The sequence below is a fragment of the Ramlibacter pinisoli genome (assembly GCF_009758015.1).
In the GTDB taxonomy this organism is placed as follows: Bacteria; Pseudomonadota; Gammaproteobacteria; order Burkholderiales; family Burkholderiaceae_C; genus Ramlibacter; species Ramlibacter pinisoli.
The window spans coordinates 1,537,590-1,552,438 of the sequence record NZ_WSEL01000009.1; the positions used below are offsets into that span (position 1 = coordinate 1,537,590).

Annotated in this window: 11 protein-coding genes; 4 read left to right on the plus strand and 7 right to left on the minus strand. The window is 66.5% G+C overall.

From position 1 onward, the window contains the following. Window positions 1-176 precede the first annotated feature (176 nt). Window positions 177-773: a DUF6151 family protein gene (locus GON04_RS21740; protein WP_220132892.1), complete on the plus strand. Its 597-nt coding sequence runs from the start codon at window positions 177-179 to the stop codon at window positions 771-773. A 63-nt stretch (window positions 774-836) separates the two neighbouring features. On the opposite strand, the gene GON04_RS21745 is transcribed toward GON04_RS21740, so the two are convergent. From GON04_RS21745 to GON04_RS21765, 5 genes are all read right to left on the minus strand, one after another. Then, the gene (locus GON04_RS21745; protein WP_157400079.1) at window positions 837-3,023 is read right to left on the minus strand and encodes an NfrA family protein; all 2,187 of its coding nucleotides are present in this window, start codon (window positions 3,021-3,023) and stop codon (window positions 837-839) included. Further along, complete coding sequence (locus GON04_RS21750) at window positions 3,020-4,477, minus strand: glycosyl transferase family protein (RefSeq protein WP_157400080.1); 1,458 nt, start codon at window positions 4,475-4,477, stop codon at window positions 3,020-3,022. Before GON04_RS21750 ends, GON04_RS21745 begins: the two co-directional genes overlap by 4 nt. After that, window positions 4,474-5,628, minus strand: a complete 1,155-nt coding sequence (gene wecB / locus GON04_RS21755; protein WP_157400081.1) for a non-hydrolyzing UDP-N-acetylglucosamine 2-epimerase — start codon at window positions 5,626-5,628, stop codon at window positions 4,474-4,476. The genes GON04_RS21750 and wecB overlap by 4 nt, the downstream gene beginning before the upstream one ends. 952 nt (window positions 5,629-6,580) lie before the next feature. Beyond that, window positions 6,581-6,928, minus strand: a complete 348-nt coding sequence (locus GON04_RS21760; RefSeq protein ID WP_157400082.1) for a cupredoxin domain-containing protein — start codon at window positions 6,926-6,928, stop codon at window positions 6,581-6,583. 4 nt (window positions 6,929-6,932) lie between these two features. Then, the gene (locus GON04_RS21765) at window positions 6,933-7,811 is read right to left on the minus strand and encodes a metallophosphoesterase family protein (protein ID WP_157400083.1); all 879 of its coding nucleotides are present in this window, start codon (window positions 7,809-7,811) and stop codon (window positions 6,933-6,935) included. Between the two features lie 120 nt (window positions 7,812-7,931). Here GON04_RS21765 and GON04_RS21770 point away from each other — a divergent pair, with 120 nt between their 5' ends. Together GON04_RS21770 and GON04_RS21775 are read left to right on the plus strand one after the other, a co-directional pair. Beyond that, entirely contained in the window at window positions 7,932-8,507 is a 576-nt protein-coding gene (locus tag GON04_RS21770) for a sigma-70 family RNA polymerase sigma factor (protein ID WP_181653703.1), read from the plus strand. 2 nt (window positions 8,508-8,509) lie between these two features. Continuing rightward, complete coding sequence (locus GON04_RS21775) at window positions 8,510-9,247, plus strand: anti-sigma factor family protein (RefSeq protein WP_198349381.1); 738 nt, start codon at window positions 8,510-8,512, stop codon at window positions 9,245-9,247. 748 nt (window positions 9,248-9,995) lie between these two features. Here GON04_RS21775 and GON04_RS21780 read toward each other — a convergent pair. Together GON04_RS21780 and GON04_RS21785 are read right to left on the minus strand one after the other, a co-directional pair. Continuing rightward, on the minus strand, window positions 9,996-13,370 hold the full coding sequence (locus GON04_RS21780) for a PAS domain-containing hybrid sensor histidine kinase/response regulator (RefSeq protein WP_157400085.1): 3,375 nt from the start codon (window positions 13,368-13,370) through the stop codon (window positions 9,996-9,998). Between the two features lie 633 nt (window positions 13,371-14,003). Then, window positions 14,004-14,228, minus strand: coding sequence for a hypothetical protein (locus GON04_RS21785; protein ID WP_157400086.1), 225 nt, complete (start codon window positions 14,226-14,228; stop codon window positions 14,004-14,006). 354 nt (window positions 14,229-14,582) lie between these two features. Here GON04_RS21785 and GON04_RS21790 point away from each other — a divergent pair, with 354 nt between their 5' ends. Beyond that, window positions 14,583-14,786 carry a hypothetical protein gene (locus tag GON04_RS21790; protein WP_157400087.1) on the plus strand — a complete coding sequence of 68 codons (204 nt, stop codon included), beginning with the start codon at window positions 14,583-14,585 and terminating at the stop codon, window positions 14,784-14,786. The last annotated feature ends 63 nt before the right edge of the window (window positions 14,787-14,849 follow it).

The following is a 14,849-nucleotide window of genomic DNA, read 5'->3' on the forward strand; positions in this document are numbered from 1 at the left end:
ACATCGTGCCAGCGCAGGTCGTCTGCAACCAGCGGCGGCACGCGCGGGTTCGTGATCTATCCGCAGAAGTCTTTCAATCCATGTGCGTTCGCGCTTAGCAAAGGTGCGCTGGCTTCAAACCACCCCCAGCTCGGACCTAGGCGTCACAAGGCGATCGATTGCGCTACGCTCGCGCCATGAACTACCCATTGCGTTGCCAGTGCGGCGCTATCGAGGGATTTCTGACATCACCCGGCGCCGCAGGTCGGGCCGTGTGCTACTGCCGAGACTGCCAAGCCTTCGCCCGCTACTTGGGCACGCCGGAGGGCATTCTGAATGACCAAGGTGGCACCGACATCATCGCCACGCTGCCCCGTCACGTTCACCTGACAAAGGGCGCGGAGCGCTTGCTCTGCGTGCGCTTGAGCGACAAAGGGATGTTGCGGTGGTACGCGAGTTGCTGCCGTACACCTATTGGCAACACTCCGCCGGATCCAAAGCTCCCTTACGTCGGTCTTGTTCGAACTTGCCTACCGGGCACTCCAAGCGAACTTGATGGCGCTTTCGGGCCCGCCCGGGTTTCACTGAACACCGGCTCGGCGAACGGTCAGGTCAGTCCCACGCGAATCGCAGCCTTCTTCGCCATCCTGAAGATCATGAGGAATGTCTTGGGCGCTCGCCTGAGCGGAGCGTTCAAGGAAAACCCGTTCTTCCGCCCAGGCTCCGCCGTGCCAATAGTGGTTCCGCACGTTCTGAAGCCGGACGAACGTCACGTGCTCCGAGGTGACACCTAACACCCACGGTCATTGCGAGTCCGCAGAGTGGGATGTCCGCATCCGGCCAGAAGCTGCGCTCGCTCAATGCTGAAGGATCCATTTGAGCTGCACGGCATGGCGATCGGTGGTGTTGCCACCCACCACCCGGCGCACCTCGAGCGACAGGCGATGGCTCAGGGCCGGCGCGCGGTGCTTGTCCTCCCAGTGCCAGCTCTGGAACGCCAGGCCCAGCCCGACGTCCAGGCGGTCCACGGCGGCGCGCCCGATGCTGTCGTTGCTCGAGGTGTAGCTGCCGAGCAGGTAGGGCATGACGCTGGCATCGAAGGGGACATCGGGCAACTTGTAGTGCCGTCCCAGTTCGCCCGACAGCGTCGCGTAGTAGGTCTCGGCACGCACCAGCCAGGCGAAGTCGGCGTAGACGTTGGCGAAATTCCATTGGCGGTCCGCAGGGTTCCAGTCGCCATTCCAAGTGTGCGAGCCAGACAGACGCAGCATGACGTCGTCCGGGTACGCGGCGGACTTGCGCCACAGGTACTCCGCCGAAGCGACGGCCAGGTAGTCCCGCGACAGGCGCTGGCGCACGCCCAGGCCTAGCAGCTTGTTCTCGGGCTCGAACGCGAGGCTGCGGTCCTGCAGGCCCGTGGCGGCGCGCGCGAAGGCCCAGGTGGGCAACTGCGCGCCGAGCGGCGTGTAGCGGTAGGAGCCACCCAGGTTCAGCGAGCCGGCGTACTGCGCATAGTCCACCGGCGAGAGCGGCTGGTTGATGTCGGGACCATGATCCAGCCGGACGTTGGCGTTGGCGATCCAGTTGAAGCGGTCTTCCTGCGTCTGCACCTCGCGGCGCCAGCCGAACAGGCGGCGCCGGGCCTCGTCCTCGGACAGAGGCTGGCGCCGCCGGATGCCGTCGGACTCGTCGATGGCGGCGCGGCCGTAGCGGATCGAGTCTTCGCGCCGGTTCAGGTGCTGGGCCAGCAGCGCCATCTCGGGCAGGAGCTCGGTGCGCGCGCCGTCGAGCTGCCAGGCCGCCTCGAACTCGCGCAGGGCCTCTTCGTCGGCGCCCGCGGACTTGAGCTGGTAGCCATGGGCGGCACGCGCCTGCGCGTCGTTGGGCGCCATGCGAACCGCCTCGGCCAGCGCGGCCCGGGCGCCGGCGGCGTCGCCTTGCAGCGCCAGGGCGTTCGCCTTGCCGGTCAGTGCCTGGGCTGCCAAGGCGGCGTCGCCGCCGGCCAGGGCCTGCGCCGCGGCGAAATGCCGGCCGGCGCGGGCCGAGGCCTGACCGCTGCAGTAGGCGGCGGCCAGTTGCTGGCGCGCCGTGGTCAGCGGTGAGGATGCATCCGGCGGCACTAGCCGCAGCACGCCCGCGCAGTCGCGGCCCTGCAAGGTGAGCACGAAAGCTTCGCGCTCCTGCGCAGTCAGGCGGCCTTCCGATTGCAGCTGCTGGATCCTGGCGACCGCATCGGAATGCCGGCCCGCTTCGATCAGCGGCAGCACTTCCGATTCCGCCGAGGGCCGTGGGGGCGGAGCCGGCGGCGGCGTGGGCACCGCGGGTGCGACCGACTGGGCGGCCCTCGCGCCGGGTGCGCCCCGCACGGGGGGCTGCGCGCGCGCTGCCGGCTGGGATGGGGCCGGTGCGCCGGGCACGACCTGCGCCGGCGGCACGCTCGGTCCCGTCGGCATCCCGCGCGCCACCGGCGCCGACGTGCCCGCGGCAATGGCCTGCTGCCACGCGCTGCGATCGCGATCGCCGATGGTCACCTTGTTGGCATCGAGCCACTCGATGGCCGCCCTGGCATCGTCGAAACGATCCAGGCGCAGCAGCGCCCTCACCCATTCCTGCCCGAGGGTGCGACGGACGGCCGCCGTCAGTCCGCTGCCTCGCAGGGCCTCGGGCGCCAGCTGCGCCAGGTCGGCGTCGCGGCCATCAACGTACGCCAGGTAGGTCGCCAGGGCGGTCCCGAGCCCGTCCCCGGGGGCGCGCGCCTGCCAAGCCTGGCTCAGCTCGCGGATACAGGCATGGTCCTTCTGCTTCTCGCAAATGTTGAACTTGACCACGGCGGCTTGCCGGCTGCCGGGGTCGATGCGCTCGACCTGGTCGATGTATTCGCGGGCCTTGTCGTACTGCCGGAGGTCGTACAGGCGCAGGGCCTCGTTGAGCCTGGGAAAGCTGCGATAGGCGCGCAACTCGCTGGCCAGCCAGTTGGCATGCACCGGTGCGGCCGCGCCGCCGAGGGCCGCCAGCAGGCCCAGCATCCGGAGGGGGCCTCTCATGGCTCGCGCTCCCCGGCGTGCAGGTCGGGAAAGACGTGGTGCGTCTTGTCCCAGCGCACCGGTCGCCCGCTGCGTCCGCTAGCCCGCATCAGCAGGAAGGCGCGGAAGAAGGCTCCGATGTTGATGAAGTTGCCCACCACCATGCGCGGCACCGATTGCACGCCCTGCCAGAAGCCGTAGTGGCGCTGCGTGCAGACAAAGCGCTGCGCCAGCCTGTTGAGCATGAACAGGAAGTTGATGAAGGCCAGCGTCCAGAAGGTGCTGTCGGCGGGAATCAGGTCGGGGAAGCGCCACCAGTCGGGGTCGATCAGCAAGTGCCCTTCGCGCACCAGCACCGACAGCACGATCAGGTAGCCCAGCAGCAGTGAGGGAAAGGCCAGCACGCTCTTGCGATCGCGCATCAGCATGTAGCGCATGGCCAGGTCGCCGCGCCAGCCGAGCTTGTGCCAGCTCTGGAACACGATGCCCACCACCCAGCGCGCCTTCTGCCGCACCGCCCCCGAGACCGCGTGGGGGAAGTACTCCTGCACGCACACCGTGTCCTGCACACCCGCGCGCCGGAACCAGGCCGGCGGCTGTCCCTCAAAGCGCACGGGGTAATGCACCAGCATCTGGCGCGCGCCCACCTCGTGCAGGCGCACGCCGATCTCGTAGTCCTCGGTCAGGGCGGAGGTGTCGAAGACCTGGCCTTCGTTGATCTCCTCCAGCAGCGCGATCGCCTTGCGGCTGAAAGCGGTGCCCACGCCAGCGCTGGGCACCTGACCGGTGAGCCGCTGGCGCACCAGCAGGTCCTTGCCATGCCATTCGGCGAATTCGTCGACGTAGTGGTTGCCCACCATCTGCCACCAGGGGCGCACCAACGGCATCACCGGAAGCTGCACCAGGTCGTGGTGCGGCACCAGGTGGTTGAACACGCGTAGTTCCAGGGGGTGCACGACGTCCTCGGCGTCGTGGTAGGCCAGGCAGCCGAAGTGCAGGCCGTGCCTGGCCTCGAAGGCGGTGATGGCGGCGATGATGTGGTTCAGGCAGTCGGCCTTGGTCGTGGGTCCGGCGCGGTTGGTCACCACCTTGTGCAGGTGCGGGTAGCGCTCCACCACCTTGTCGACCTCCGCCTGCGTCTCGGGGTCGTTGGGATAGGTGCCGATGAAGACGTGGTAGTTGTCGTAGTCGAAGCTCCTGGCTAGATAGTCGGCCATGCGCGCGATCACCGGTGCCTCGTGCCAGGCCGGGATCATGATGGCGATGTGCTGCTGCCGATCCCGGTACAGGGCGTCGGCATGGGGTGGCAGCGCATCGCTGCGGCGCCAGTCCCCGTGGTGCGTCAGGCGCCAGTACCAGTAGTGCAGGTCGATGAAGAAGTCGTCGATCGAACTGATCAGGATGATCACGACGCCGATGCGCAGCATCACGGAGATGACCAGCCAGAAGAACGCGAGGAAGTCGACCAGGGTCACACCAGGGTCCTGTCCCATTGCGCCAACAGGTGCGCGATCCGTGTGGCTGCAGTGCCGTCGCCGTAGGGGTTGTGGGCCTGCGCCATGCGCTGGTAGGCCGCCGGATAGTCCAGCAGGCGCGCCGCGGCGCCCACGATGCGCTGCACGTTGGTGCCCACCAGTTCGGCGGTGCCGGCCTCGAGCGCCTCGGGCCGCTCGGTGGTTTCGCGCATGACCAGCACGGGCTTGCCGAGCACGGGCGCCTCTTCCTGTAGTCCGCCGCTGTCGGTGAGCGCCAGGTGGCAGTTTTTGAGCAGCCACACGAAGGGCAGGTAGTCCTGCGGCGCAATCAGGTGCACGTTGCCGCACCTGGACAACATGGCATGCACCGGGCCCTGCACATTGGGATTGAGATGCACCGGGTAGACGATCTGCACATCCGGCCGCCGGGACAGTTCGGCCAGCGCGCGGCAGATGTTCTGGAAACCTTCGCCGAAGTTCTCGCGCCGATGGCCGGTTACCAGGATCAGTCTGCGCGCGGGATCGAGCGTGGGCAGCAGCGCCGCCTGCCGCGCCGACAGCGCCGTGTCCTCGTCCAGGCGCTGGCTCACCACCTTGAGCGCATCGATCACCGTGTTGCCCGTGATGCCGATGTGCGAGGCCGGCACGCCTTCGTTCACGAGCGCGCGGAAGGCGCGCTGCGTGGGCGCGAAATGCAGCCGCGCCACCAGGCCCACCACGCGCCGGTTGAATTCCTCGGGCCACGGCGCGTGCAAGTCGCCGGTGCGCAGGCCCGCTTCCACGTGCCCCACCGGAATGCGGCGGTAGAAGGCGGCCAGCCCGGCGATGAAGCTGGTGGTGGTGTCGCCATGCACCAGCACGACGTGAGGCTGGCGGCGCTGCAGCACCTCGTCCAGGCCGGTGAGCGCGCGGGCACTGAGCTCCGCCAGGCCCTGGTCGGCGCGCATGAGGTTCAGGTCTTCGTCGGGCACCAGGTCGAACAGTTCGAGCACCTGGTCCAACATCTGGCGGTGCTGTGCGGTGACGCACAGGCGGCAGTCGAAGCGCCCATCGGCCTTGAGCGCGCGGACCACCGGAGCCATCTTGATGGCCTCGGGCCGCGTGCCGAAGACGCAAAGGACCTGGAGCGCGGCCGAGGCCGAAGTCTGCATGGGCAGCTTCTGGTTCAAATTCGAAGGCGCGAGATTAACCGTCAACGCGTGGCGTAGCTACACATGCAAGGCTCAGGCCGACCTGGCGGCCTGCTGCTCAGCTTGGTGGACAAGCTCATCCTGGCCAGCAGCGGACGCCGGCGCACTCGGAGGAGGGAAAAGGTGGCGATGCGCGCCCGCGGCGAGAAGATCACGGTGAAAGCGTCGCGCAACCTGTGCGACCGCGCGCTTGGTGTGATCGTGCGGGTCTCATGCCTGCTTGGGGCGCTCTCAGCCTCATGTGATCCGCGGACGTAGAACCGGCGCCTTGAGGCAAGTCTGGCATCCAGCCTGCTGCTGACCAGTAGCGGGCAACCGACTGGGCACAAAAAGAGCCCTCTGGTTCTTTGCCAGAGGGCTCAATGGTCAGGCTGAAGAAACTTGCAAAGAACGCCTGCCGCTGCTGATGATGCGTCGGGTTCTGGGTGGAGTCGACCTGAGCGCGGGTATGTCCCTAAGGTTGGCAAAATTCCGCAAACGAGATGCGCAGGCGGGAGCGAGCGGCCGCCTTCCATGTCGTCAGGTCTCTCGGCCGCCAGGAAGCACTCACCTGCTTGCGACAGCGGCAATCGACCCCAAGCAGACTTCCTGGACAAAACGTGAAGGCTTGGAGAAGTACTGCCGCAATACCGCGATTGCCGATCCTGGATGACGTCCCGGCCCGACGGCAGAAACCTATTCGCGAATGAACTGCCGCAACTTGATATCGGACGTCAGCATGTCCACTAGAAGGTCGTACATCTCCTGTCGACGCGCGCGCCGCGCCTCCAGTACCATTTGCAGCAGCTTTTGAACGTCCTGCTGCTGGCTCTGATGGGCTGCAGAACGGCCGAGCTCGCCGCAGGACTCGTCGATTTTCGTGGCAGCTCCGCCCTTTTGTGCGCCGCAAAACTCTAGCGGAGGCCCCGGCTTTTCAGCCGTGGACCTCCAGCGTCCCGCTCATGTTCTCGTGTCCGTTACCGCAGAACACGTCACACAGGAAGGTGAACTGTCCCGTGCGCTGTGGCGTGAAGCGCAGCTGCGCCTCCTTGCCCGGGACGATGTCGGTGCGCACGCCAAAGTCCGGCAGGTTGAAGCCCATTGGCACTTCGGGCGAAGTGAGGCGCAGCAGCACCGGGACGCCGGCGCGCACGCGCAAGGTCTCGGGATCGAACCGGAAGCGCCGCGCCACCACGTGCAGTTCGAGCACGCCTTCGGATTGCGCCAGCGCGGCGGCCGGCAGGGCGATGACGATCGCTCGGCGCAGGGAATTGACGGCCATCGCATCACCCCCGTGTCACCGGCAGTTCGGACAGCACGTAGCGCGGCGTGTCCGGCTCGGCCTCCACCTCGCGGAAGCCCAGCCCGCGATAAGGCTGCGAGGGGTCCCAGGCCACCGGCGTGCGCTTGGGTTGCGAACCCGGCGCGGGCAACGGGAATATCAGTGACTTCGCCGAGTGGTGTGCGATCGCGCCCGTCATGTGGTGGTTCTCTTGGTGGATGTGGCCGTAGAACACAACGACGTTGGTCTGCGCCTGCAGCAGCTCCAACGCCTGAGCGCCGTCGCGCGTGGCCCAGTCCCATTGCGGGTAGAGGTCGAACAACGGCCGGTGCGCGAACACCACGATGCGCGCGTCGCGCGGCTGCCCCTGCAGGTCCGCCTGCAGCCAGGCGAGCTGCGCGTCGCCCAGCTTGGCCGCCGGGTCGCTGACGTTGTCCAGCACGATGAAGTGCACGCCCCGGTGGTCGAACACGTAGTGCGTGGGCCCGAAGAATTCGCTGAAGGCCTTTCCCTGGTCTAGCGCTGCATCGTGCTCGCCAGGGATGTAGCGCACCTCGCGCACCTTCAGCGCCCGCGCCTGCTGCTGGAACTCGGCCAGGCGCCTGCGCCGCTCGCGTCCGTCCTCGGTGGTGTGGGTGAGGTCGCCGGTAAAGATGACGAAGTCGGGCTGCTCGGCCAGCGCGTTCACCGCCGCGATCGCCTTAGGCAGCGTGCCGTGTGCGTCGGGGTTCTCGGGCCCTTCGAAGCCCCAGTGCGTGTCCGACAGTTGCACGAAGTAGAAGTCGTCCGCCGCCGCGCGCGCCACGCCCGGCAGCGCCGAGGAGAACACCGCGCCGCCGAAGGCGGCCAGTTGCAGGAATTGCCTGCGATCGAGTTCAGTCATGCTTGCTCCTGGAGTGGATTGCGTGCGTGCAGTACCGGCGCAAGCGCGCGCACATTCCACGCCCCTGCGGCTCGCAGGGGCAAGGGGAATAAACTGGCGCTGCCTGCGGTAAGGACCTCCGTGACGCACGAGACCGACCTGAGCCGCTTCGAGCGGCTTGCGCTGCCACATCTCGATGCGGCCTGGAATCTCGCGCGCTGGCTAACGCGCGACGAGCAGGACGCGCAGGACGTGGTGCAGGAGGCGATGCTGCGCGCGCTGCGCTACTTCGCCGCCTTCCGCGGTGAGAATGCTCGGCCCTGGCTGCTGGCGATCGTCCGCAACACCTGCATGGGCTGGCTGCGTGACAACCGGCCCGCGCTGCTGTCGCCGCTGGACGACGAGGAGGACGAAGGTGCACAGCTGCCCGCGCCCGAACGCGACGAGCCGCACGTGGCCGCCGCCTTGCGCGACGAGCGCGCGCAGGTCAATCGCGCGCTGGCCAGCCTGCCCGTGCACTACCGCGAGGTGCTGGTGCTGCGCGAACTTGAGGACTTGAGCTACCGCGACATCGCAACCATCGCGCAGGTGCCGGTGGGCACAGTGATGTCGCGCCTGGCGCGCGCCCGCGACCAACTGCGCGCGGCGCTGCGAACGGAGGCGCGGCCGGGCCTGAGGGCCGTGCCGCGCGCCGCCAACGAGGAGGGCCGGCGATGAGCATGGATCCGCGGCTGCTGAACGCCTTCGTCGACGGCGAACTGGAGCTCGAGCGCCAGCTGGCCCTCGAGCGCGACACCGACGCCGTCGAACGGGCCGCGGTGGAGCGCCTGCGCGCATTGCGCACGACCGTGCGGGAGCATGCGAGCTATCACGCTGCGCCGCCCGAACTGCGCGACCACGTGCAAGCGCTGCTGCGCGCGGAGGTCCGCCCCTCACCCGCGCTGCCGCGGCGGCGCTGGGCCATCGCCTGGCCGTCCTTCGTTGCCGGGGCGGCTGCGCTCGCCCTAGTGCTGGCCTCGGTGCAGTGGCTCCTGCTGCCCCAGCAGGATGTCGGCCGCATCCAGGGCGAGGTGTTGGCCAGCCATGCGCGCGCGATCATGTCCGGACGTCTGGTCGACGTCGCTTCCTCGGATCACCACACGGTCAAGCCCTGGCTATCCGGCCGGCTGGATTTCTCTCCGCCGGTGTCACCTCCGCTGGGCAGCGAACTACTGGGTGCGCGGGTCGATTTCGTCGATGGCCGCCCGGTGGCCGTACTTGTGCTGCGCCATGCCGGGCACGTCGCCGAGTCCTACGCCTGGCCGGTAGCGGGCGCGGACGAGGGCGTGGTCCTGGCGCAGCAGCGCGGCTTCCAGCTGGCGGGCTGGACCGCGCACGGCATGCGCCGCTGGCTGGTGTCGGACCTCAATCCGCAGGAGTTCGCTGCCCTGGTTCGTGACCTGCGCGCGCAGGACTAGACTCCGCGCATGTCTTGCGGGACCGGCTAAACGTCAAAAGGTCGACTGCCTTCGTGCCTGTCCGCCGGCTTGCCTGCGAAAGACGCCCCGACCTCTACCTGGCTTGCTCCGAATTGTGCGCACGGATCTAGGGCTGCTCTCGGCCAAACGCAGCCCTGCTCGGCCGCTCAGGCCTGGGCTGAGACCAAGCGGGGCAGTCCCCCGGCTACGACCAGACCTTCTAGCACTCGCTGTGACGCCGCGACCAGGCCCGGATACTTGTCCTGGCCGAGATAGGTGCACTCATGGACCACCAAATTGCGGTACTTGTGTGCGAGTTCGAACATCTGCCACGTCTCCTCGCCGTACTGTTCGACCGCTGGGGACGCCCCATAGACCCGCAGCGCCTCTTCTACCAACTCCAGAGGCGCCTTGAGACGGACTTGCTGGTACCGGAAGTGCGCGCTTGAAGCTGGTCGACCAGGCGCGTGAACCACGAGGGACCTAGCTAGTGCCTCCACCGCCGACACCACTGTCACCAACCTCGTCGGACCGACCTCCGCGTCTGCGCGAGAAAGCCGCTGGCGGATAACACCCAGTCTAGCTGCGGGCTTCGACGACGCATACGTCTTCCGCAACTGCTCCAGTTCCTCTTGTAGCTCATCAACCATCTCGGAAGTGTAGGATTGAACCGAGCAGGCTGCCCTGGCTCTGCGCAATGGAGGCGTCCGATTAGCGACGCTGCAGCCAGGATCGAACTGCAGCGCGCTTAGACGGTCAGGCACCAAGGCTGGCTGGCTTCGACCAACTCTGATACTTGCGCGGCGATCGCATCGAGCATGGCCTCGAGCTCGAGCTCGAGCTCGCCCCGGTCGATGGCCGCTTCGGCTTGGCGCGCCACTTCCATCAAATTGAGCGCGCACAGAAAACCGGCATTGCTGGCCAGCGTATGCATGCGGCGCCCGGCGGCCTCGCGGTCACCCGCCGCCAGTTCCGCGCGGACATGCTTCACCGCGTCGGCGTTGTCCTTGATGAAGAAGTCGAGCAGCGACAAGAAGATGTCTCGATCGTGCCCCAGGCGTTGTGCCGCGCGCTCGCGGTCGATGCCCGGGATGTCGGGGAATTCGTTGCCTGGTTCCTGCCCCTGCCCCTGAGCCACCGCTGGCACCCGGGGCAGAATCCAGCGCGAGAGCAGTTCCGCCATCTCGTCAAGATCCATCGGCTTGGGCAGCACGTCGTTGGCGCCAGCCTCGCGGGCGGCCGCCTGCTGCTTGGCCCCGACCCCGGCCGTGAACGCGATGATGGGCAGGTCGACCATGCCAAGCTTGTCGCGGATCATGCGAATCGCTGTGAGTCCGTCCATCACCGGCATCTGCACATCCATCAGAACTCCGTCGAATGCATCCGATCGATTCGACAGGATCTGCACGGCCTGCTGGCCATCGGCAGCGAGACTGACGCGAGCGCCCTCTTGGCGAAGCGCCCGATCGACCAGGTCGCGGTTCATAGCGCTGTCGTCCACCACCAGCAGGTGCGCTCCGACCAGACAAGGCCCCATCGGCCGCACTGGTCGTCCGGGCAGTGCCGGGGCGGCCTGTGCCTCGGCCAGCAACATGGGCAGCTCGAACCAGAAACAGCTCCCCTGCCCCGGCTCGCTCGTAGCGCCAATCTGCCCCCCCATCAACTCGACCAGGCGTTTGCAGATCGACAGCCCGAGTCCCGTGCCACCGTAACGGCGACTGATCCCTGCATCGGCCTGGGCGAATGGCTCGAAAAGCCGTTCCAGGGCCTCGGGGACGATGCCGATACCGTTGTCGCGCACCTCGAAACGCAGCCGCAGACCCGCCTCGTTGCGCTCGCTGCACGAAGTGATCAAGGTGACTTCGCCTCGTTCGGTGAACTTGATCGCGTTGCCGATCAGGTTCAGCAGCACCTGTTCGAGGCGCAGGCCGTCTCCGAGCAGCAAGTCCGCCCCGGTGTCCGGTAAGGCGACACGCAATGTCAAGCCCTTGGCGTTGGCTGCCTGTCCCATCAAGCTGTCGATGTCGGCGAGCAGACTGGACAGTTCGAAAGGACGCGGCTCGATACGCAGTTGCCCAGCCTCCACTTTGGACAGATCGAGCACGTCGTTGAGAATGCTCAGAAGGGATTGGCCGGCGCCGCGGATGCGCGCCACCATATCTCGCTGGTTGTTGGCCAGGGGCTCGCGTTGGAGCACCTGCGCTAATCCGAGCACGGCATTCATCGGCGTACGGATTTCGTGGCTCATGTGGGCCAGAAACTCGCTCTTCGCCGCGTTGGCGGCCTCCGCGGCGTCGTAGGCGCCGCGCAGTTCGACCTCGTAGCGGCGCCGCTCGCTGATGTCGCGGGCCACGCCGAGAATCTCGACCAGGCTGTCATCAGGACGCAGCAAGGGGCTGACAGTCAGCTCGACCCACACCGTCGCGCCGTCCTTGCAGCGACACTCCAACTCGTCACGGAAAAAGAGTGCGCCCCCCCCGCCCTGGGCCGCTCGCAGCCTGTCGAAATAGCCCTCGACGGTGGCCAGCGACGGCGGTGTCAGCACGTCGCTCAGGGTTTGACTCAGCATTTCGTCCACCGTGTAGCCGAGCAGCCGTTCGACCGACGGACTGACATAGGAAAAGCGTCCGGCCAGGTCCATCGTCATGATCACGTCGATGGCGTTGTCGGCGAGGAGGCGGTGCCGTTGTTCGCTGATGCGCAGACGCTCCTCGATGGACATGCGAGCCGTGATGTCCTCGACGATGAACAGGAAGCGCGGTGCGGCGGCGTCCGCCACCTTGACCGGGGATGCGGTCAGGCTGACCCAGATCACCGATCCGTCGCTATGGACGTAGCGCATGTTCAGCCGGAAGACCTGGCTCTCGCCAAGTTGCAGTCGCTCGATCTGCGTGCGGATTTCGGCGCGGTCGTCGGGGTGCGTGAAGCGCACAGGTGCCATGCCGGGCAAATCTTCATGGCTGTGTCCGACGATTTCGGCGAAACGCTGGTTGGCTTCGACGATACGCCCACTGCTGGCATCGACCATGACGACGCCCAGCGGCGCCTGCTCGAAGACGACGCGGAAGCGCGACTCCGCCGCCTGGTGGGATTGCAGGCTGGCCAACTCGGCCCGTTGGCGGGCACGGCGCGAGAGCAGGAATGCGCCGGAATACACCAGCAGCAGCCCCAGACCGACCAGCACGCCGGCCTCCCAGCCCATGGCCCGGATGGCCGCGTAGGCCTCGACTTCATCGATCTCGGCAAGCATCAGCCAGGACGTGCCGGCAACCGGGACGGCGTAGGCCAGCACCGGAACATTCCGGTAGTCACGCCCTCCCGAGATGATTCCGTGTTCGCCGCGGGCCGCTCGGGCGGCCGGCATATCCTGACGACTCATGGACTGCACGAAACCCAGATCTGCGCGTTCGAAGTGGCGCAGCGGTGTCACGAAGCGCACGTCCGCGCCCTCGCGGCGCACCAGATAGGTTTCCGCCGTCTGCGTCGGCACCGGCCAGGACTTGACTTGCGGATAGAGGGTGCTGTCTGCAGGCCAGCTGATGTAGGCGACGCCATGCGGCGTTTGTCCGGCCCCGCCGATGGGTGACAGAATGCCATAGTGCACCCTGCCGGCCGCGTCGACGTGCAGGTCAACGAGTTCGATTCGCGGTCGTCGAATGATGTCGAGGATTCGTTCCTGCTCGTTCGCAAGACTGCCCTGGCCGACCGCCAGCGCCAGCTTCGCACTGGCATCGAACATGAGTACGCCGTCCCAGCCTCGAATCTCGGCAACTTCGACCAGACGTCGGCGTATCCATTCCTGCATGGCGCCGTCGCGGCGCCCGCCAGCGATCCAGCGGCCGAAGAGGTTTTCGAGTTGCGAGTGGCTGGCGAAATTCAGTTGGGCATCCATCCGCGCATCGGCCAGGACACCTTCGATCTGCTGGCGCTTTTGCTCGGCGATCACGGCCAGCGTGCGATCGTTGTCGCGCCGGACACCCTCGCTGAGGTGGCGATAGCCGACCACGCCAAGAGCCCCGATGAGCAGGGTGAGTCCGAGCAGGGGCGTAAGAAAGCGCAACCAAACTGTAGGCCCCTCGGGTTCGGATACGGGGAGGGCTTGGCTGGGGATGGCTGTCGTCATGCGGCAGTTCGTTCGCCTTAAACGGTGTGGGGCGTTGCGGCCGAAACAGCCTGGCCTCGCGCTGGCCGTCAGCATGAATCGTGCTTTTGACGCCACGCCAGCGCACCAAAAGTGCTTATTTTGCACCGTAACGGGGCATCTATCCAAGTTATGTAGACATTTAGTCGTCACTGCATGACGCGCCGGCGGTCCGGCACAGCATGGCGGCAGCCACCAGCGGCGCAGCGCCGCCTTCCCTGATGGCGATTCGGAGCAACGCTAGGTCGGGCCTAGAGTCCATGTGGCCATCGATCTCTGCGGGCCGCCGTAACAAGACCTGATGTCCCGAATCGTCATGTCTCTCGGTAGGCAGTAAGCCGCCGTGGGTCAGCCTGAATGACGGACTCCCACACTTCGACGAGTCACCGCAGCAGCCGGACTGCGCGGACTCGCGAAGCGGAGCGCTTGAGCTCGCTACTCTGCGCTACGGCTGCTTCCGGCCAGATGCGGCCGTGCACTCATCAGGCCTCGGCAAGTCCCAGTACGCCAATCTGCCGGAAGCGTTAGGTGGCCAAGTCCAACCCAGTCTACTGCTGGGCGAGCGGATGACCGAGCGGCCGGGGACTGCGCCGGCGGAGCGGTTCCGACGAGGCATCAGGTAGTTCGGCGCGGTAGACCGCTGTGTTCGTTGACTTGGCCAAGGCAAGCTTCAAGCGCCCGGTCTGCAGCGGCCTGGGCTTCCTCAAGCTGTTGTCGTAGTGCAGACACTGCTGATCGCACCGCGCCGGGCTGCAACAGCGTCTGGGCGATCAGCAATCTTCTCTCGATGTCCCTTATGGCGCGCTCGACGTCGTGCCAGTGCTGGATTTGCTCGTCCATTCAGCGACCCCACAAGGCTTGATTGGTCTCGGCCGGCATTTCGATCACATTCGCGCGCTTGATCTAGGCATAGCAGCCTGGGGGTGGCGGGGAACAGATCGACGTCGAGTCTGCAGGGCTGAGCCGCAGTTCTGGGATCGAACGGAGCAAGTCCGTCCGGATGGGGATCAGAAACTCAACAGGCGCGTGGTCCAGTGCCAGCCGATCTTGGCTTCGGCTTGGTCATGTGCGCGATGAAGGTGGACACGCGTGCCAATCACCTTCGGTAGTGCTGTGGAAGTTCTGTCGATGTCCGCCTTGATAAGGCCCATGTTAAGGCACATCAAACCCATCAGCGGGGTAGAGGAGAACTACATGATCCTGGAGATCGCGCTGGGCATCGTCTTGGCGTACATCATCATTGCGCTGCTGCCGTTGATCGTCGCGGGCGGCATCATCCTCGTCGCTCTAGCGCTGATCGTCGCCGTGGCTGCGGCGGTCTGCCCCGCCGGGCTCGACCATTCGGATAGCACGACCCGTGGATTCCTAGTCCGCCGGCTGATGGCAGCTTTCGGCTAGAAATGTTCCTTCGCGGAAGCCGGAGGAAGGACCACTCAAGACTGAGTGCGGTCGGTCCAGTTC